Source organism: Blautia sp. Marseille-P2398 (assembly GCF_964240315.1).
GTDB classification, from domain to species: domain Bacteria; phylum Bacillota; class Clostridia; order Lachnospirales; family Lachnospiraceae; genus Blautia_A; species Blautia_A wexlerae.
In genome coordinates this window covers 74,099-92,653 of record NZ_CAXSTD010000005.1, presented here as the reverse complement: position 1 = coordinate 92,653, position 18,555 = coordinate 74,099, and the positions used below count along the sequence as shown (strand labels likewise).

At 40.5% G+C, this 18,555-nt stretch carries 20 protein-coding genes and 1 riboswitch; of the genes, 5 read left to right on the top strand and 15 right to left on the bottom strand.

Going from position 1 to position 18,555, the window contains the following annotated elements; genetic code table 11:
• Positions 1-45 precede the first annotated feature (45 nt).
• Both ACESZG_RS07510 and ACESZG_RS07505 read right to left on the bottom strand, forming a co-directional pair.
• Positions 46-1,074, bottom strand: a complete 1,029-nt coding sequence (locus ACESZG_RS07510; RefSeq protein ID WP_368255434.1) for a zinc-binding dehydrogenase — start codon at positions 1,072-1,074, stop codon at positions 46-48.
• Positions 1,075-1,397: 323 nt separating this feature from the next.
• Positions 1,398-2,510, bottom strand: coding sequence for an ROK family transcriptional regulator (locus ACESZG_RS07505; RefSeq protein ID WP_055152647.1), 1,113 nt, complete (start codon positions 2,508-2,510; stop codon positions 1,398-1,400).
• 606 nt (positions 2,511-3,116) lie between these two features.
• Between ACESZG_RS07505 and ACESZG_RS07500 the strand changes: the two genes are divergently transcribed.
• Positions 3,117-4,457, top strand: a complete 1,341-nt coding sequence (locus tag ACESZG_RS07500) for an MATE family efflux transporter (RefSeq protein ID WP_195277500.1) — start codon at positions 3,117-3,119, stop codon at positions 4,455-4,457.
• A 58-nt stretch (positions 4,458-4,515) separates the two neighbouring features.
• Here ACESZG_RS07500 and ACESZG_RS07495 read toward each other — a convergent pair whose 3' ends face one another.
• From ACESZG_RS07495 to ACESZG_RS07470, 6 genes are all read right to left on the bottom strand, one after another.
• Positions 4,516-5,850 (bottom strand): MATE family efflux transporter, encoded by a 1,335-nt coding sequence (locus ACESZG_RS07495; RefSeq protein WP_055152651.1) that lies wholly within the window; start codon positions 5,848-5,850, stop codon positions 4,516-4,518.
• A gap of 39 nt (positions 5,851-5,889) precedes the next feature.
• Positions 5,890-8,310 (bottom strand): glycoside hydrolase family 3 C-terminal domain-containing protein, encoded by a 2,421-nt coding sequence (locus ACESZG_RS07490; RefSeq protein WP_055152653.1) that lies wholly within the window; start codon positions 8,308-8,310, stop codon positions 5,890-5,892.
• A gap of 72 nt (positions 8,311-8,382) precedes the next feature.
• Positions 8,383-8,997 carry an NUDIX hydrolase gene (locus ACESZG_RS07485; RefSeq protein WP_373217875.1) on the bottom strand — a complete coding sequence of 205 codons (615 nt, stop codon included), beginning with the start codon at positions 8,995-8,997 and terminating at the stop codon, positions 8,383-8,385.
• A gap of 40 nt (positions 8,998-9,037) precedes the next feature.
• Positions 9,038-9,427, bottom strand: a complete 390-nt coding sequence (locus tag ACESZG_RS07480) for an HI0074 family nucleotidyltransferase substrate-binding subunit (protein WP_008706340.1) — start codon at positions 9,425-9,427, stop codon at positions 9,038-9,040.
• Positions 9,414-9,707 carry a nucleotidyltransferase family protein gene (locus ACESZG_RS07475; protein ID WP_008706339.1) on the bottom strand — a complete coding sequence of 98 codons (294 nt, stop codon included), beginning with the start codon at positions 9,705-9,707 and terminating at the stop codon, positions 9,414-9,416. Before ACESZG_RS07475 ends, ACESZG_RS07480 begins: the two co-directional genes overlap by 14 nt.
• Positions 9,708-9,907: 200 nt before the next feature.
• Entirely contained in the window at positions 9,908-10,543 is a 636-nt protein-coding gene (locus tag ACESZG_RS07470) for an ECF transporter S component (protein WP_026649844.1), read from the bottom strand.
• Between the two features lie 153 nt (positions 10,544-10,696).
• Positions 10,697-10,830: riboswitch (FMN riboswitch) on the bottom strand.
• A gap of 131 nt (positions 10,831-10,961) precedes the next feature.
• On the opposite strand from ACESZG_RS07470, the gene ACESZG_RS07465 reads away from it, so the two are divergent.
• Positions 10,962-11,441, top strand: a complete 480-nt coding sequence (locus tag ACESZG_RS07465) for a hypothetical protein (RefSeq protein WP_055059016.1) — start codon at positions 10,962-10,964, stop codon at positions 11,439-11,441.
• Positions 11,442-11,949: 508 nt separating this feature from the next.
• Positions 11,950-12,399: a DUF5684 domain-containing protein gene (locus tag ACESZG_RS07460; protein WP_055059015.1), complete on the top strand. Its 450-nt coding sequence runs from the start codon at positions 11,950-11,952 to the stop codon at positions 12,397-12,399.
• A 129-nt stretch (positions 12,400-12,528) separates the two neighbouring features.
• On the opposite strand, the gene ACESZG_RS07455 is transcribed toward ACESZG_RS07460, so the two are convergent.
• The 3 genes from ACESZG_RS07455 to ACESZG_RS07445 all read right to left on the bottom strand — a co-directional run bounded on the left by ACESZG_RS07455 (position 12,529) and on the right by ACESZG_RS07445 (position 15,549).
• A complete protein-coding gene (locus ACESZG_RS07455; protein ID WP_373217871.1) occupies positions 12,529-13,425 on the bottom strand; it encodes an SH3 domain-containing protein in 897 nt (298 codons plus the stop codon).
• 1,006 nt (positions 13,426-14,431) lie between these two features.
• The gene (locus ACESZG_RS07450; protein ID WP_118409161.1) at positions 14,432-15,361 is read right to left on the bottom strand and encodes an AEC family transporter; all 930 of its coding nucleotides are present in this window, start codon (positions 15,359-15,361) and stop codon (positions 14,432-14,434) included.
• 14 nt (positions 15,362-15,375) lie between these two features.
• Positions 15,376-15,549, bottom strand: coding sequence for a hypothetical protein (locus tag ACESZG_RS07445; RefSeq protein WP_155512401.1), 174 nt, complete (start codon positions 15,547-15,549; stop codon positions 15,376-15,378).
• 28 nt (positions 15,550-15,577) lie between these two features.
• Here ACESZG_RS07445 and ACESZG_RS07440 point away from each other — a divergent pair, with 28 nt between their 5' ends.
• Positions 15,578-15,907: a sugar-binding domain-containing protein gene (locus tag ACESZG_RS07440; RefSeq protein WP_081026580.1), complete on the top strand. Its 330-nt coding sequence runs from the start codon at positions 15,578-15,580 to the stop codon at positions 15,905-15,907.
• Positions 15,901-16,161 carry a sugar-binding domain-containing protein gene (locus tag ACESZG_RS07435; RefSeq protein ID WP_055199818.1) on the top strand — a complete coding sequence of 87 codons (261 nt, stop codon included), beginning with the start codon at positions 15,901-15,903 and terminating at the stop codon, positions 16,159-16,161. The genes ACESZG_RS07440 and ACESZG_RS07435 overlap by 7 nt, the downstream gene beginning before the upstream one ends.
• Positions 16,162-16,233: 72 nt before the next feature.
• On the opposite strand, the gene ACESZG_RS07430 is transcribed toward ACESZG_RS07435, so the two are convergent.
• The 4 genes from ACESZG_RS07430 to tnpA form a co-directional block, all read right to left on the bottom strand.
• Entirely contained in the window at positions 16,234-16,476 is a 243-nt protein-coding gene (locus ACESZG_RS07430; protein WP_008706323.1) for a DUF3343 domain-containing protein, read from the bottom strand.
• Entirely contained in the window at positions 16,473-16,679 is a 207-nt protein-coding gene (locus ACESZG_RS07425) for a sulfurtransferase TusA family protein (RefSeq protein WP_022380030.1), read from the bottom strand. The genes ACESZG_RS07430 and ACESZG_RS07425 overlap by 4 nt, the downstream gene beginning before the upstream one ends.
• Positions 16,680-16,807: 128 nt before the next feature.
• Positions 16,808-18,064 carry a transposase gene (locus ACESZG_RS07420; RefSeq protein ID WP_243135414.1) on the bottom strand — a complete coding sequence of 419 codons (1,257 nt, stop codon included), beginning with the start codon at positions 18,062-18,064 and terminating at the stop codon, positions 16,808-16,810.
• 18 nt (positions 18,065-18,082) lie between these two features.
• Entirely contained in the window at positions 18,083-18,358 is a 276-nt protein-coding gene (tnpA, locus tag ACESZG_RS07415; RefSeq protein ID WP_271742474.1) for an IS200/IS605 family transposase, read from the bottom strand.
• Positions 18,359-18,555 lie beyond the last annotated feature (197 nt).

Genomic DNA, 18,555 nt, shown 5'->3' with positions numbered 1-18,555 from the left:
TATTATATCTTTGTCTTATATAATGTTTATGATCAGCAGGGTATTTTATTTTTCCTGCACATTGATAATCACTTTCATTGTAGTCTCACGGTTATCGTCAATGTACTGGTATGCTTTCAGATAATCTTTAAATGCAAATGTCTTAGAAATCAGCGGTCTTAAATGCACTTTTCCTTCATTCACCAGTCTGATTCCGTCTACATAATCATCATGTCTGTACATCATTGTGCTCTTGATATCAAGTTCATGATCATTTGCAACTGCCAGATCGATCTCAGCCATTCCTGCAAAAACTGCAACCAGCACAATCACGCTTCCTTTTCTTGCATATTTGATCGCCTGTCCCATTGTAATATTATTTCCTGCACAATCATAGATAACATCTGCCTTATCCGGTCCAAAGGCTTCTACCATTGCTTCCCCGAAATTTTTATTCCTTGTGTTGACACATACGTCAATTCCACACTCTTTTGCTTTTTCCAGACGAAGATCACTGACATCTGTGATCATAACTTTAGCTGCTCCCATCCCTTTTGCAGACTGCGCCACCAGATTTCCGATCGGACCGGCTCCTATCACCACAATATTCATTCCTGTTACATCGCCCATCTGTTTAACACCATGAACAGCTACTGCCAGAGGCTCGATCATTGCGCCCTCTTCATAAGACATATCTTCCGGTATCGGTGTTACTTTTGATGCATCAACTGCAAAATACTCGGATGCAGTTCCTGTTGTCTGGAATCCCATTACTTTCAGCTCTTCGCAGAGATTATATTTTCCGTGGCGGCATGGATAACAATGTCCACAATATACCTGTGGCTCAATTGTTACTTTCTGTCCCACATGAAATTCTGTTACTGCATCACCTGTTTTTACCACTTCTCCTGATACTTCATGTCCCTGGGTTACCGGATATTTTGTAAAAGGATGTTTTCCGTGATATACATGGATATCAGAACCACAGATACCGATATTCATAATCTTAACCAAAACCTGGTTGTCTTTAATCTCTGGTATGGAAACCTCTCTAAAAATGATTTCTCCTGGATTTGTCATAACCTGCTGTAACATAATATTTTCCTCCTTGTTTGTTGAATGTACTTTGAACTTCTTGTTATTTACTATCTTTTATTAAATGTTTTATTAAAGTAATTACATTATTATTCAAATATATAACTTTGTCAATAAATATTTAAGAATATTTCTCATTTCTACCAGTTGCACAAAGTAAAGATTTTGTTTTTATGCAGATTTTACTATAGCAATCCTTCTGATTGTCTTCGGAATTCCCTCAACAAAAACACCCTGATCACAACGTTTCATTGTTGTAATCAGGGTACTTTTTGTATTCAGATATTTTTTTACTATGATATATCGGCAGATTATAGGCAAATCTATATCTTTCCGATAAAATCCTGCAGGAAATGCTTTGCTGCACCTACAGCTGAGGCTTCTTTCTTATAAGAACAGTTTTTCAGATATCTCAAATCATGATCAAATCCATTATACTTCATTACTTTTTCCCCAAGAGGTATCATATAATCTGAGAGATATCCACCCATTTCACCTCCAAGAATGATATCCATATCATATGCCATGCGCAGATTTGAAATCAGAATTGCAAGATAATCAAGATACTCTTCCCATTTTTTCTCTGCCTTTTCATCATTGTTTTGAAGCAGCTGCATAAACTGTTCCACAGAATCCTTTGACTCACCAACAAGTGCGCCTGCAGCGCAATAAGCATCTGCACAACCTGATTTTCCACAATAACACTTGCGGCCCTGAGGTACAAGTATCATATGTCCAAATTCTCCGGCCTTCTGATTTTCTCCGGAAAACAAATTTCCCCCTATGCAAAATGCACCGCCAAGAGTCTGATTCAACGAAAGGTAAATTGCATTCTGATAGATGTTCATATCTTCTGCCATCATTGCCGCATTGGCATCATTTGAAAAATAAACCGGGACAGAAAATGCCTGTTCCAGAAAACTGAGACTATAGTTTTCAAGTTTCAGTGCGTGGGATTTTATCACCAGTTTCTGCTCCTGATTAATGATTCCCGGAATAGAGATTCCAACACCCAGAAGCTTTTCTTTCTGTTCTGCATCATTCATATGATCCAGAAATTTCGCCGCAAAATCTGCCACCTGACTGCAATATGACATATCAGATACAAATTTCAGACGGATCCGCTCTGATTTCACAATCTCATACTTCAGATTTACCAGCACCATTCCCAGATGATTTGCAGTGATCACAATTCCCATTGCATAACGATAGGATGGATTGATTCCAATACTTTTAGCCTTTCTTCCTCCTGTGGATTCATATTCTCCAGTTTCTATTATGATACCTTTTTCCAATAAATCTTTTACATTAGACAGAACTGTTGGCATACTCAGATTCAGTTCTTTGGATATTTCCACTTTTGATGTGGATTCTCTATTTATAATATAATTTACGATTTTTGATTTCGTAGCAAATTTCTTTTCCAGTCCGCTCATTCTGTTTCTACCTTCTTTTATTAATGTATTTATAAAAGAATGATACCTGTTATTGTCATATTTGTAAATAGCCATTGTCTCTGCAGAGTATGTTGCTTTTTGCAATTGAGGCAGGAGACTTAACTTATTCAGCTGATTCAGTTAATATATCTACAATAACAGAGTTACTGTTCACTCCGTTCTCAGTAACACGCTTCGCGATGCACAGAATTTATGCTAATCGCATAAATTTGCGCTGTATGTCTCGGGATTTTGGCATGTTCATGCCAAAACACCTCGCGGGATAGCGGCGTGTGAACAGTAACATAACAGATAAATTTATATCATTCTGATGAAATATTATATTTCATTTTTCACGTTAATGATGTAAAATTATCGTAACTGTTCAGTACCTTCACAGTTACGAGCCAAAATGCATTAAAAATCACCTGCGGTGATGGCATTTTGGCTTGTATGTCTCGGGATTTTGGTACTTACGTGCCAAAACACCTCGCGGGATAGCAGACTACTGAATAGTTACAAATTATTAATGTAAATATCAGGGCATATTCGAATAATCATTTCTAAACTTTTTCAAATATGCTCCGGAAAGGAACTTTTATACTAATGAAAACCAAGATTCAGGATATGACCTCCGGTTCACCGGGACGGTTGATCATTCTTTTTGCAATTCCCCTGATGCTGGGAAATATCTGTCAGCAGCTTTATACAATGGTGGATACCATGGTTGTTGGCCAAGTTGCAGGTGTGGAGGCTCTTGCCGCACTGGGTGCTGTTGACTTTCTGATGTGGGTTGTCACAGGAATATCCACAGGACTCACTCAGGGATTTTCTATTCAACTCTCCCAGTATTATGGGGCAAAGGATTTCGAAAATCTGCGTAAATCTCTGGCTCACAGTTACCGGCTGACCGCATTCATCGCAGCCGGAGTATTGATTCTCAGCCAGTCATTTGCTTCGCTGGTATTAACAGGGCTGCATACACCTTCCAATATTATCGGAATGTCTCTGTTATATCTGCGCATCATTTTCTGTGGAATCCCCGCCACAGCAGCCTATAATATGTTTGCCTCTGCCCTAAGGGCTATGGGAAACAGTAAAACACCGCTGACCGCAATGATCATCGCATCTGTGCTGAATGTCTCACTGGACATCCTTTTTGTGGCAGGCTTCGGATGGGGTGTGGCAGGAGCAGCAATCGCAACTGTGATCGCACAGAGCTTCTCCGCTGTTTACTGTTTCCTGATTTTACGCAGAATTGATATCGTTCATCTGACCAGAGCAGATTTTATGCCTGCCTCCGGCATGAATGTCCGCCTGATGAAACTTGGTATTCCTGTTGTATTCCAGAATATCATCATCGGTGTGGGCGGTCTGGTAGTCCAGTATGTGATCAATGGCTACGGTTTCCTTTTTGTGGCAGGATTTACAGCTACAAACAAGCTTTATGGTCTGCTGGAAATGGCTGCTATTTCCTATGGATATGCCATCGTTACCTATGTGGGTCAGAATCTGGGAGCCGGAAAGATTGACAGGATCAGAAAAGGCGTCCGCAGCAGTATGCTGCTTTCCCTGCTTACCTCACTGATCATTTCTGCTGCCATGTTTTTATTTGGAAAAAATATTCTCTCACTTTTCATCTCAGGTGAACCGCAGCAGACACAGCAGGTACTTGCAATTGCTTTTAAATACCTCTCTATTATGGCTGCCATGCTCTGGGTTTTGTACTTCCTGTACGTGTACAGATCTGCACTTCAAGGGCTGGGAGATACCTTAATGCCTATGGTAAGTGGTATGGCTGAATTTGTCATGCGTATCAGTGCTGCACTGGTCCTTCCCCATTTTATCGGACAGGACGGTATTTTCTTTGCAGAGATCGCAGCATGGAGCGGAGCCACTGTGATCTTATGCATCAGCTATTATGTACGGATGCATAAATATCATTAAAACAAAACAGTCACATAGTCCCGGATATCCGATATATGTGCCTGTGAAGCGTGTAAAATTATGTAAGATTCTTAATCCATTTATATTTCTTATAATGTTTATAGACCACCGGCAGTTTAATGATCTCGTCCAGATTGAGTACAAAGTAGACAACCATAACCGGCAGTTTCAGGATAAATGCGCAGATGCATCCCAGAGGAACAATGATACACCACAGAGTTACAGAATCACACAGCATTCCAAATTTGGAGTCTCCGCCTGCTGCGAAGATTCCTCCTATTGTCATACAGTTTACTGATTTTCCTGCGATGTAATAGGAAGAGATCAGCAGCATTTTTTGCAGATATCCGCGGGCTGTCGGGGTGAGATCTACCATTTTTGTGATAAATGGGGATAAGGCAATCAGGACAAGGCCTGATACAATTCCTGCAATAATCGCAGTTTTGGTAAGTGTCTCGCCTACCTCTTTTGCTTCCTGCAGACGGTCTGCACCAAGACGGTTTCCCACTATGATACTGCCTGCATTTCCAAGTCCGAGGCAGAAGCATACAACAAGATTTTTGGAAATATTCGCTATTCCATTGGCGGCAACAGCATCCGTTCCCAGATGTCCCATGATCACAGAATACATGGAAAAACCTATTCCCCATGCAAGATTATTGATCAGTAACGGAACTGTTTTCTGCCAGAAACGGCCAAATAACTTTTTCTCACAGCTTCTGAGACTGAATTTCACAGCTCTGATCCTGCACAATACATAACCAACACTCCACAGGAACTGCACAACTGTTGCAAGTACGGTTGCCAGTGCAGCACCTTTAATCCCCATCTTCGGGAAGCCGGACAGGCCAAAAATGAAAACAGCATTCAATGCGATATTGAGAATTACCATAACCCCATTGATCAGGGTACTCATATTTACTGCACCACAGTTCTTCATGATTGCCAGGAAAATCTGTGCAATTCCCGAAAACACATAGGAAATGCCGATGACTCTTAAATACTCACTTCCCAGAACGATCAGAGTTTCCTCATTTGTCAGGATTCTCATGAGCTGTTCCGGAAAGAAAAGGGTTCCTGCCAGAAATACTACTGCAATACATCCACAAATCTTTGTCACAAGGCTGAACACCTGGGAAATACCTGTGTAATCCCCTTTTCCATAATATTGTGCCACAAACATATTCTCGCCTGCCATAAATGCAAACATAAACAGATTAAATACAAAAGTAACCTGTGTGGCCAGTGATACAGCTGACATGGCATCCTGGCTTAACTTTCCCAGCATGATCGCATCACATGCTCCGACCAGGGCTGTCATGAACTGCTGAAGTGCAATCGGAAGTGCCAGCCTGACTATTTCTTTTCGTAAACTTCGTTTACGCTCATCCATTATCTTTTTTGCTCCTGTATAAAATATTAATGATACTCATCAGTCAATTTTCAGAATCATATTCAGGATTCTTCTTGCGCTGAGACGGATCTCTGCTTCAGTAATAAATCCTTTTTCGTATGCTTCTTTTATGCGTTCCGGATATCCTGCTGCCATCTTGATATCGTTTCCTGCCTTTGTCTCACGGTAGTGTTCTCCAAATGTCCACCAGTCTGTTGTAACCAGTCCGTCGAATCCCCATTCATCCCGGAGAATACCTGTCAGGAGTTCTTTGTTCTCTGAAGCGTGGATGCCGTTGATCAGGTTATAGGAGGACATAATTGTATATGGATGAGCCTCTTTTACAATGATCTCAAACTGTTTCAGATAAATCTCACGGAGTGCTCTCTCTGATACTCTGGAATCAGAATCCTTACGGTTTGTCTCCTTATTATTGGCTGCAAAATGCTTCACACTTGCTCCGATATGCTGAGACTGGATGCCTCTTACCATAGCTGCACCTGTCTTTCCTGCAAGGTACGGATCTTCAGAATAATACTCAAAGTTACGGCCACAGAGCGGGCTTCTGTGAATGTTGCAGGCAGGAGTAAGCCAGATACTGATATTATTTTCTTTTACTTCTTCCGCTCCTGCTTTACCAACTTTCTCTACCAGTTCTTCATCCCAGGTGCTGGCAAGAAGTGTGGCACATGGCCAGGCAGTTGTGTTCACTCCGCATTTCGGAAGAATACGAAGTCCGGCTGGTCCGTCTGCAGTCATCACATTCGGGACTCCGTATTCCGGAAGATTTCCCATTCCAAATGTATTGGCACATCCTGTGTTTGGCTGTCCGCCAAGGAGATTGATACAGTCATCCAATGTCAGGACATCCATAAACTCATCCAATGTCATTTTACCATCTGCTACATCAGAGAAGCGAACTCCCTTGGAATCAAGAAAATCAAGAAAGTCTATTCCTTTTTGTCCTCTTGTATCAGGGCATGGAAGACCGATGGCATATTTATCCTGTCTCGGAAGTCCTTCTTCTTCCACATATTCACGCTGTGGAAGTTCCTCATAAGAACCGTCCGCAAGCATACGTTTCTGAAGATGATATGGTGCTGCCTTCCGGCTTAACTGCTCAGTTACTGTATCTTCTTTTACTACATATGTAAAGTCAATCTTCGCTGCATCTCTTACGTTTGTACCAATATAGATTGCATATTCTCCTGCTTCCAGAACATATGCAGACTTGCATACTTTGCCCAGATCATCGTAAGACGCCATCTGATTTACAGGAAGTTTCAGGGTAAGAATCTGTCGTTCACCCGGCTGAAGAATGCTGGTCTTTTTGAATGCTCCCAGCACTTTCGCAGGCTTTCCGAGTTTACCCTGTGGTGCTCCGTAATAAAGCTGGACAACTTCTTTTCCTGCTGTTTTTCCTGTATTGGTTACTTCAGTAAGAACCGTGATCACACCGTTTTCTTCGGAAGCACCAGTCATCTTCCAGTCGAAATCTGTGTAGGAAAGTCCAAATCCAAACGGATAATTTACTCTCTCCGCTGCACCCGGAATTGTCTCAAAGTAACGGTATCCTACATAAATATCTTCTGTATAATCTACATAGAATGCAGACTCATGGAAGTTTACTGTGGATGGATAATCTTCCAGATCTTTTGCATAAGTATCGGATAATTTACCGGATGGATTAACATCACCACAAAGTATATCTGCTGTTGCAAGACCACCTTCCATACCGCCCTGCCATGCCATCAGTACTGACTGGATCTCATCACAGTCTCTGAACCATTTCGTGTCCACGATACCGCCAACATTCATCACTACGATTACATGTGGGAATGCTTTCTTTACTTTCTCTACCATGGCATTCTCTGCATTCGTCAGGCAGAAATCACCGTTTTCAAAAATCTTCGCTGACAACTCGGAGTTTCTTTTTTCCTCTCCGTCAAGAACGTATCCATCCTGTGCTGCTTCACATTTTCTGTCCCATCCTTCGCCTGAAAAACGGCAAATGGTAATTACTGCAGTATCTGTATATTCTCGCGCTTCATTCAGAAGTTCATCCGGAAGCTCCGGCTCAACTGTCATACCTGGTACTGCACCATCTGCGTATTGTTTCTGAATATCTTTTTCATAATATTTCGCAAGTTTATCGAAAACTTCTACTTTTCCCTCATCCTCTTTAATCTTCATGCCCTCATAAAGATTACGGATATATTCTACAGTTACATCGCCACTTCCTCCGCCGCCTTTTACGTAGTCTACAGTACCCTTACCAAAGAGTGCGACTTTCGTCCCTCTCCGAATCGGAAGTGCATTTTTCTCATTTTTCAGAAGGACCATTCCCTCTCCTGCTGCCATTCTGGAAAGTGCAATGTGTTCTTTACTTCCTGTAACTCTCCGTCCATCTTCTCCCAGCGGAAGCACAGGCTGGAAGAAGCTTCTCTGCCATTTTGCCATTATCTTAATTCTCCTTTAATTCTCCTTAGTCAAGCAGATAAAATCATCCGCTTCGCTACTTGCTTGATTTGGTTAAAGTTCTTCCTTCAAAAATGCAAAAGGTTCTTCATCCTGAAGGAAATGCATAAGCTGATATGCACACATGATTGCTACATTTTCTTCACGCAGAATCCTCTTTACTTCTTCTCTGTCAGCAAGTACAACTTCAATTTCCTCTGTGTCTTCCTGTGCATCTTTACTGATTTCACCTTCCGCATATCCATAAACAGTTGCGCAGGATTCATCTGTCATGCCAACCGTTGTGAAATAAGGTTTCTCAAATGCAGGATCTACTTTCAGCGGTGTGAATTTCAGTCCTGTTTCCTCGTACATTTCTCTTACTGCACCCTCATGGAATTCTTCGTTCGATTCTACCAGACCTGCCGGGAATTCGTAGATATATTCGCCAATTGCGTATCTGTACTGACGTACTAATACAACTCTGTCTCTCTTTTCCCCATAAAGACTGTAAATGATCACGCCATCCGGAGCGTTTTTACCTGTTTTTATCTTTAATTCGTTAATACTCTTCGCACGTGATGCCACGAAATATGACACAGGAGTGTTGTGAACACTTGTTGCATTTAAATGATACAAATTTAAAAATTTACAATCTGTCAGTTTTTCAATATTGTGTATCTGTCCCATAATGGATACTTCCTTTCGCTTTCTATACCTTCGCTGATTATTACAGCCAATTTTCTTCTATCTCTGTTTTTAGTTCGCAAAACATCTGATAAAACTCTTCTTTTGCATCAGCTATAATTCCTAACGCAATTTTCTGATTGTAAGAATGTGTAACATTATTTCTTGCCTGCAATGCACGAAGCCACTGCTCCTCATCTCTTATCATTCCTGCTTTATAGGCAGTCTTCAGAATGATTTTCGGTGAACCTGTTGCTCCCTCTGCATATCCATGAATCTCCAGTATTTCTTTCATCATTTTCCATGACTGCTCAAAACAAATTTCATACAATCCTACGAGTCCGGTAATCACTACATTATCATATGGTTCTTCATAATTATAAATATCTTTCATGTTAGACAGTGCATTGCAGAAATTCTCATATTTTCTCATACAAAATCCTCCCTTCCTTCTCTATAGATTCTCTTAATTCATCCTGCATGTCACGATCAAGATTTACAATATCATACTCCAGAAGAGTACTTGTCTCTTCATCCACATCTAACGCAAACCTTGCAAAATCTCCTCCTGTGACTGCAATATCTATATCACTTGTTCTTCTGAAATCCCCTCTTGCTCTCGAACCAAAAAGAATTACTTTTTCAATATCATATTTTTGCGCAAGGTTTCGGATTTCTTCTATAACTTCCGGTCTGATTCCTGTATCATTCATTTTATAAACCTCACATTCCGATGTTTATATCGTCTGTTTTATCTTACCATATTATCGTGTCTTTTTTAAGTCTGTCTGAAAATTTCCGTAATTATTTTTGCACATAAAAAGAAGAACAGCCGCAGATTTTTCATCATACGGCTGTTCTTCTTTTTTATTTATTGTACTGCCAATTTATTTATTCTTTATCAGATATAAAATCAATCTCCCTTGAGCACCACGCGGATTCTCTTATAAATCAGGAATACGATCAGGGATGTCAGAGCATATTTGAATATGTTGAATGGGAAAATGATCATTGCTGCAAATGTAAGAAGATTATTTACAGAACTGTGTACTGCACTTCCCATTTCAATAAATGCTTCTACCGGCATTCCAAAAGCCTTTCCGTATGCCGGAAGTAACACGAATGCATTGATGAAGCATGCAACTACTGCTGTAAGTACGGTTCCAACTGCCATTCCGATCACTGCATGTTTTCTGCTCTTAACAGATTTGTAACGGTAGATCAGACCTGCCGGAACTGCAAATGTACATCCAAAGATGAAGTTTGCCACATCGCCTACACCTGCTGTCATAGAGCCCTTTGTTACCAGATGCACAAGAATCTTCACCAGCTCGATCAGTACACCTGCAATCGGTCCCATTGCGAATGAACCAACCAGTACCGGGATTTCTGAAAAATCCAGCTGATAAAAAGTCGGTGCCAGGAAAGGAAGCGGAAACTCCAGATTCATTAAAATTCCTGCGATAGCGCCAAGCATGGCTATCTGTGTAATGGTTCTCGTCTTACTCCTTGCCATCGCATTTCCATTTCTTAATACCTGTTCACTCATACTGTTTCTCTCCTTTGAAATTATTCTTTATGGATATGTCTCATATCCTGTTAAAAGAAAATTCCACAAGCTTTCTATATAATGAAGATTTTCTTCAACATATAAAAAACCCCGGATCATATCCGGGGTAATGAGCACGTATGGTAAATATCGCGTGTTCTTCTCTCATCCAGACTATACTGTCGGTTCTGGAATTTCACCAGATCAGCCGCCGAAGCGGGTCGCGGACTATAACCGCCGGTAGGGAATCTCAGCTGATGCTGATCACCACAACCCCGAAGAATTTTCTTTTATCTGCGTCTGATTATACTACATACAGATATCTATTGTCAATACAACTATTCCATTACGCTCCTCTATTGACTTTGCTTTTCCAGGCTATTATAATAAATCCAGAAAACGAAAGGAGGTTTTCAATATGAAAACATGGACAAAGAAGTTCCAGAAAATGTTAACACTGATACTTGCCATCTGCCTCGTTACCGGCTGCATGGGATTCTCAAATGTGCAGGCAGCTACCGGAAAGTCAGGTACAACCTACTATGATACCTGCATAAATGGAAAAAAAGGCGGAACAATAACAACCAATGGCACAAAATACTATATGTCAGGCACAAGAAAGGCTATATGTAAGGGGAACACTCTGACAATGTATGCGTCATTTAATACTTCCAAAAACGGAATATTAAACAGCCAAAACAAAAAAGCATATATAAAATACGGAAAACATACATTTAAACTTACTTCCAAGACCAAATACTATTTTTCCGGAGGTGAAGCTCCCAACGATTATTGCTCAAAATCCGCTTTCATGTCTACCATGAGAAGCATGAATGGATTAGGTCTGCGCATTAAGGTAACCAATGGAAAAGTTGTTGAGATGTCTTTCAATTCATGATACCACAAAAGCCGCAAAGCTGGAAATTCCCACTTTACGGCTTTTGTTTAACTTGTCATTATTTTTTCCGAAACCATTCTTTTTTCTCTGTTCTCACAACCCATCCCTGAGAAGATTTTCATCTCATCAGGCACTTTTCATAAGTCAGACGAATATTTGTAATATTAAAGCAGGATACTCACTTCATTGATAAAATTTTACTCTGCCTGATCAATATTATCAACCCTACAGCCCGCTAATACAACCATTCCAGGATTAGAAAAACAGGAAATCACTGCCAGACAAATGAAAAATATATAATATCCCGGTATTTTGTAGTTCATAAGTATTGCTGCCATAGTTTTCACCTCGCTTATGTACAATCTTCTTTGATAATTGACGAACTACTGAGAATATGCTTTAATGGATTTAGCATAAATACTTCAGGAGAACAAACATAGTTCTCAACTATGCTTCTACACCAACGATACATGTATCATATCTCACAGAAGGAAATGGGGGAACACAAATGGGACTTATAGCTATCAGCAGCATGGTATTCTTAGGTGGTATGTATCTGATGATTGCATTCGCATGGTGGCTTCTGCAGATTATTGCCAACTGGAGAATCTTTACCAAAGCAGGGGAGGCCGGATGGAAAAGTATTATTCCAATATATGGCGATTATATTTCTTATAAAATCGCATGGCAGCCTGCATATTTCTGGCTGACATTGGTTCTTGGAATCGTATCTTCCTGCTTACAGGGAACTCTTGAAACAAACGACAGTTTAATGATCTCCATGATCATCGTACTGATCAAAATCATACTTGCCATAATCAGCATTATGTACAGTGTTAAGCTTGCAAGAGCCTTCGGCAGAGGCACAGGATTCGCCATTGGCCTTATCTTCTTACCGCCAATCTTCATGCTGATCCTTGGCTTCGGCGATGACAGATATTATGGAGCAGATAAATAAGTATATATTAAATGGAAAATCCCCGGAACTTACGTTCCGAGGATTTTTACATATATACAGATTACAGTTTATTATAGAATTCTGTTGTCAAAATATTCTTTTACCGTTTCACAGCAAAAATCAGAATTGTCAGTCCACTGGAGCAGACAGATAACTTGCCAGACAATATCCAGATGAACCTTGATAATACACAGAAATAAATCCGTTTCCGGCATCTCCGAATGTAGCAACGGCTGTTCCCAACGGAATCTGACAAATTTCAGCAGCATTTACATCTGGATTTGTACGAAGAGTAATACTCTCATTACAGTTAATTACATATCTGGTATGTGGAATAGGTGCTCCTTCCGTCGGTTCCTGATATCTGGTGACCTGCGTCAGTGCAATCCATCCGTATGTACCATTATAATTTGTATAGCCCCATGAATTTCCATTGGAAGCCACTGCTTCCTGAGTTACAGTCAGAACTGTTCCGTTTGGAATCATGTCTGGAAGAACTTTGTCATACTCCACTCCTGCGCCACAGCGCATGTTTACACCGCCATCCGGGGCTGTTACTTCTACATCATAAGAATTTCCATGGGTTGGAATATCTCCCGGTGCAAGTAGTGCTATCTTATCAGCAAATTCTGTATAGTTTTCATTTGCATTAAGTTCCCTTGATTCTATCAATGTTTGCACAATATCTTTTCCGCTCTTTGTAATTCGTGTTATCTCCTGATATCCTTGATATCCATACAAAAAATACATTCCATTTCCATCTGGGGCTGTATAAAATAATCCCTGTCTGCCTACATTTCCAATATAGCTCACATCTTTTCCATCTTCCAATGTATAAATATCATTTACCCAATCAGCAAGACAGGTGCCATGTGATATAAGTAACTCTCTTATTCCGTCCTGATCAATATCATATAAAGCCAAGGAAATGCCAAAATCTCCGGAAGTGGCTCCTGCATCTGCTATTACATTTTCGTATGCAGCATACTCCGTCATATCTTTGTAATTCGTTGGATTTGATGCCATTACCTCAACATTTTGTCCTAATATTGAACTGGTTGTAATCAGCAAACTGGCAACTATTGATACTCTAACTAAATTTTTATTCTTTTTCATATCTATACCCCACTTTCTCACTCATATACAATTCTGTTATTTACATCAAATTCATTACATTTTCAAGATGATCTGTAGTTCCATCACTTCCCCTTCTATTTGTTATCTTTTCTACACCCAAAACAGCATTAATATATCCATGTTTGCAGTTTCTACTCTTTATTATACTTTTTCTTCTTCAAATACTCAATCATTAATCACCATTGAAAAACTAATTGTTTTTTTCTTCATGAAATCATACTTAAAAATCTTTTTATTTGCATATATGTATATACTTCATACACCCATTTACTTTTATAGCAGTCCGCATAAATAATACATTTAAGACAGTTCAGCAGAGTGTGAAAACTTTGACGCTATATAGCATATCCCTTATTTATCAATAATAATTACAAATGATTTTGATGTGAGAAATTGTTTGATGTATTAGAAAAAATAACCTCTTTACGGGAAGACAGGAATAGACAAACTTGAAATTATATGCCAGACCTTTGGTATTACTCTGGCAGAATTCTTTAATGATACAGATGTTCTGGTTTCCATGACTGAAGAAGAAAAAAATATGTTGTCACAGTGGAATCTGCTGACTCCTGCTCAGAGAACGGCTGTGATAAATATTATCGGTCTGCTACTGTCCTGTGATTGAACCTTCCCTGGACAATAGCAATTTGAACTTCAATATTTTTCTTTTTCCAAATATTTCTGAAGTGTTCCTTCATTGTTCATTATACCCCTTGCTCCTGCTTATTTCATTCACTGGCAGTATATGTTTGTATTTTAAAAATCACTAAGTTCTGTTATCTTCATGAAAACAAACGAGCTTTTCACAACTCTCTAAGAGTATCTGCATAAAAAGGCAGGATTCCCACCTCCAGGAATCCTGCCCGTTTCTTGCTTATTCACATATTCATAAAACTTAATACAGCCCCATAATTGCCAACAAAGCAGTAATCACTACAAGGCTGCACAGAATGCTCACGCTGTTTGCACAGCTTGCCATTCCTTCATCACCGCCGCACATTCCGGTGTAGGCAGGTGCCACTGCACTCATAGGAGCGAAGCACAGTAAAACGAGTGTCTGTCTGATAACCAGATCAAACGGTAAAACAAAATAGAAGATTACAGCACAGACTGCAGCAAAGATATGACGGATTCCGATCAGTTTGAAAATCTCACCCATGTATTCTTTCTTGAATTCGATATGGAACAGAAGACCTAACATCAGCATGGCAACAAATGTGTTGGCCTTTGCCATTGGCTCGATCAGTGTAAGAATAACCGGTGGCGTGTCAATATTTGCAACAGCTAAAATAAACATAACTACATAGGCTACCAGCGGAGGACTGGTAATCAGACGTTTTGCAAAGGATTTAAGATCAATTCCTTTTTTGGAACCGGAAGCTGCTGTATACTCTGCAACGAATGCATAAGTACCTCCGGTACACATAATACTGTTTCCTACATCGAACATACAGGCAGTAACACTTCCCATAGCCGGAAGGAAGCTCTGCACAAACGGCAGACAGAACGCCCCGATGTTAAATGCCGGAAGACAGAGCATATTTAACGCCTGTTCTCCTTTGGATTTTCTGCGTGTGATCAGTGCACCTACTGCAATCATAATTACATTCAGAAGAATTCCAAGTGCTGCTATTATCAGCATATTAAATCCCATATCCTCTATTGCAGAGAAATTGGTGATAATAGATGCAGGAAGTGTTACATAGATCAGAAATTTCTTAACTGATGCACCTGCATCTTTCGGCACAAAGCCTGTAGATTTCATTACAATTCCGATGATGATGATCAGGGTAAATGAAAAAGCCCTCATTAGTACTGAAAACATAAAAACCTCCCTTTCTACACCCGAAGCCGGTTTTTCACATATGAAAGGGAACGGTTCACGATCAGTTCCTCCGGAAAATCTACTTCCTTAAGAATTTTTTCTGTCCTGGTAAAATCACCTACATCCTCTTCTCTGTGTGCATCGCTTCCAAGCATAATCTCTACCCCATATTTTACACACAATTTCAAGATTTGTATATCATTTTCATATGCCTGAATACGAAATCCCCGTAGATTAAAAGAAAGTGATATTTTGGGCGTCACCTGGGGCAGTACTGTTTACCATATGATCAATTATCTCAATCCTTCCCAGAAGGTAAATGCAAAGTTCGTTACTCTTCATGGCAGTATTGCCTGCTGTGAAAATGAACTGGATGTACGTACTCTGGTATCCCGTATGGCAAAGGCATTCTTCGGAGAGAACTATTATCTTCTCACAGACGCTCTTATGAGCAGCAAAGAAGCCTCCCGGATCATGAAGGAAGAGAAGAAGAATCCGTTCTTGCATCTCCGGATTTTATGTTCACAGAGGATCTGGAGATGCTGAAACAGGAAAATGTTTCCGGAGATATTGCCCTTCGCTTCTTTGATCATGACGGACAGGAATGTAATACTACACTTAAAGAACGCATGATATCGATCAGCATGGAGCAGTTCAAAAAAATTGACCGCAAGATTTCCCTTGTATCAGGTGTGTCCAAAGCAAATGCTGTGTTAAGCGCTTTAAAGGGCGGGCTGGTGGATGTGCTGATCCTGGACTCCAATCTTGCTGAAGCACTGCTGAAACTTACACAGGAGTAATATTTTATGCCTGCATCTCTATAAAATAAACAAGAACCCTTCTACCGACAATTTGTCCACAGAAGGGTTCTCTTATTCTTCATCCGCATGATAAATCCCAACATATCCCTGCGGTTCTACTCTGACGATCTGCTCGACTTCCTCTGTTTTCTCCGGGAAGTCCGCTTCTGTATGAAATCTCACACAGGTTCCGCAGGAGGAGCTTAAATCTCTTGGGACAGGCATGACTTCTGCACTCAGATTCATTGCCTGGCAGTTTCTTCGAAACTGAATAGCTCCATAATGGGAATAGAAGGTTGCTATATATGTGATCATTTTGTAAGTTTCAGCAGGATATCATCTCCCTGCTCTGTTGCCTGTACCTGATATCCCTGATGTGTTGCAAATCTGGATACATTCTCTTTTGCAACTACGTTATCAACCAGGATCTCATATTCTTTGTCTCCGGATTCCATTGCATTTTTTGCGCGGATCACAGGTTCCGGACAGGATAAACCTCTTGCATCTACTTTCTTCATTCGTCTCTCTCCTTTTAGAGTGTGTGTGAATTACTCGGTAACTGAGTTACCAGAGCATCTGAATTAAGGCGGGATACCGCCTTTTTTCAGGGTGCATCCATGGCACCACTACTATTTGCTCTTTAGAGCTATACAGCTACTTTTATTATTTCCGGTGTTTTCAGTCCGGTTACGGACAGTTCTTTTTTTACTCCGGATACGGAGTGATATTTTCTCAGGATATTATATGCGCCTACCGCATCTGCATTATAGACTCTGTTTCCATCCCTATATGATCCTCTCTCTTTCCGGTTGGACGGCTCTGCATATCTTTTCCCTACTTCCGGTGACAGCGGACTGCACTGGCTGGTATAACTTTCTTCTTGTTTTACAAAGCGGATCCCATATCTTTTCAGCTTATATTCCAGCATGATGTAGATCCTGTTATACGGCAGGCTGTGAAGCTTCTGGTTTGTCCTGTGTCCCAGGTCTTTTTCTCTCCGAATGTTCCGGATATCCCCTGTAACGACACAGGTGATCCCCTGTTCCCGGCAGTATTCTGCAAGATATCTTGTGATCTTGTGCAGATAGTCCGTTACTGAGTCTTGTTTTCTCTTATATAACTTCCTGATATGTTTTGATGTGACCGGATGCTTTACTCCCTTTCCGGACTGCTGCCCATACCACTGGGCCTGCACCCTTGCGATCTCTTTATGGAAATATCTTTCCAATTCAAGGTACTTCCTGCCCAGAATAAACGTCTTCCCATTTTCAGAATCATAACACGTCATAAGGTTGTGAAGCCCCAGATCAATAGACAGTTCATGTCCGTTCTGTGGAAGTTCTTCCTGGTCAGGGACCTCATAAACAACAATAATTTTACAGTTTCCCTTCTCCGGCGGGTAGATCCGCAGCTGTTTGATCTGATCCATGCCCCTGAAAATCTTATTTTCAAGATAAAGAAAGTTTTCATGGATCTGATACGTTTCTTCCATATATTTTTTTAATGCCTTTGGAAGGGACAGGCGGACTCTGTCCGTATCCCGCTCATGCACGATCCCCATCTGCATATAGGTAATGGGGATACTTTCCTGCTTAAACCGCGGCGGTCTGGGAGTCTCGATCCCTCCGGATCTTTTCAGGGCGTAAAAAGACTTCCATGCCTTGTCCAGCAGCTTACAGACTTCCTGGGCGGTCTGGGACGGGAGCTGTTTATACCACAGATCCTCTTTATGGGCTTTTTTCTGATAATACCAGTCCGGATACTGCTCCATCCCAGTTTCTTTGTAATGCTGACGTTCATAATTACAGACATTCCAGAGCTTGGATGCTGCATAACACATATGCCCGATGAGGTTCGCATATTCCCGGCTGACCTTTATGGATGTTCTCTTTGACAGCAGCATTTCCTCTCCTCCATAGTATCAGTAAGCTTTGCTCTGATGTTCGATATACCTGCGGATATTTTCTTCCGATACAGTTCCGACCGTTTCCACATAATAGGAATGGTTCCACAGCTCCCCTTTCCAAAGCTGGTTTCTTATTTCCGGAAAATATTCGAAAAGTTTCCTGCCGGAGATCCCCTTCAGGTATTTCACTGACCATACCATATGATAATTAACATTACACACACAAGTACGGTAATGTGTAAGATTTTCTTTCATACATATATAATACCATGATATCAAAAATTCCGCAATAAAATATCGAACATATTTTCTTTTTATAATGCTGGATACAGCTTTTTATAGGGAGAAATTGAATGAAAACCGTTTTGTTATTTTTATTTATTATGAGTGCAGATATGCACAGTTTGCGCTTTCATCTCGGTAATTGAATTGCCGAGGATTCCCGCTTATTATCCTAAAAAAATACTTTCCGCAAAGTGAGCGTATTG

Excerpts from the sequence above, each read along its gene's own strand:
- ACESZG_RS07510 (WP_368255434.1), bottom strand. The coding sequence starts at position 1,074 with ATGTTACAGCAGGTTATGACAAATCCAGGAGAAATCATTTTTAGAGAG.
- ACESZG_RS07435 (WP_055199818.1), top strand. The coding sequence starts at position 15,901 with ATGCTGAAACAGGAAAATGTTTCCGGAGATATTGCCCTTCGCTTCTTT.
- ACESZG_RS07455 (WP_373217871.1), bottom strand. The coding sequence starts at position 13,425 with ATGGCATCAAATCCAACGAATTACAAAGATATGACGGAGTATGCTGCA.
- ACESZG_RS07495 (WP_055152651.1), bottom strand. The coding sequence starts at position 5,850 with ATGGATGAGCGTAAACGAAGTTTACGAAAAGAAATAGTCAGGCTGGCA.
- ACESZG_RS07430 (WP_008706323.1), bottom strand. The coding sequence starts at position 16,476 with ATGATCACATATATAGCAACCTTCTATTCCCATTATGGAGCTATTCAG.
- ACESZG_RS07465 (WP_055059016.1), top strand. The coding sequence starts at position 10,962 with ATGAAAACATGGACAAAGAAGTTCCAGAAAATGTTAACACTGATACTT.
- ACESZG_RS07500 (WP_195277500.1), top strand. The coding sequence starts at position 3,117 with ATGAAAACCAAGATTCAGGATATGACCTCCGGTTCACCGGGACGGTTG.
- ACESZG_RS07420 (WP_243135414.1), bottom strand. The coding sequence starts at position 18,064 with ATGCTGCTGTCAAAGAGAACATCCATAAAGGTCAGCCGGGAATATGCG.
- ACESZG_RS07460 (WP_055059015.1), top strand. The coding sequence starts at position 11,950 with ATGGGACTTATAGCTATCAGCAGCATGGTATTCTTAGGTGGTATGTAT.
- ACESZG_RS07470 (WP_026649844.1), bottom strand. The coding sequence starts at position 10,543 with ATGAGTGAACAGGTATTAAGAAATGGAAATGCGATGGCAAGGAGTAAG.
- ACESZG_RS07485 (WP_373217875.1), bottom strand. The coding sequence starts at position 8,997 with ATGGGACAGATACACAATATTGAAAAACTGACAGATTGTAAATTTTTA.
- ACESZG_RS07425 (WP_022380030.1), bottom strand. The coding sequence starts at position 16,679 with ATGAAGAAAGTAGATGCAAGAGGTTTATCCTGTCCGGAACCTGTGATC.
- ACESZG_RS07480 (WP_008706340.1), bottom strand. The coding sequence starts at position 9,427 with ATGAGAAAATATGAGAATTTCTGCAATGCACTGTCTAACATGAAAGAT.
- ACESZG_RS07475 (WP_008706339.1), bottom strand. The coding sequence starts at position 9,707 with ATGAATGATACAGGAATCAGACCGGAAGTTATAGAAGAAATCCGAAAC.
- ACESZG_RS07505 (WP_055152647.1), bottom strand. The coding sequence starts at position 2,510 with ATGAGCGGACTGGAAAAGAAATTTGCTACGAAATCAAAAATCGTAAAT.
- ACESZG_RS07490 (WP_055152653.1), bottom strand. The coding sequence starts at position 8,310 with ATGGCAAAATGGCAGAGAAGCTTCTTCCAGCCTGTGCTTCCGCTGGGA.
- ACESZG_RS07450 (WP_118409161.1), bottom strand. The coding sequence starts at position 15,361 with ATGTTTTCAGTACTAATGAGGGCTTTTTCATTTACCCTGATCATCATC.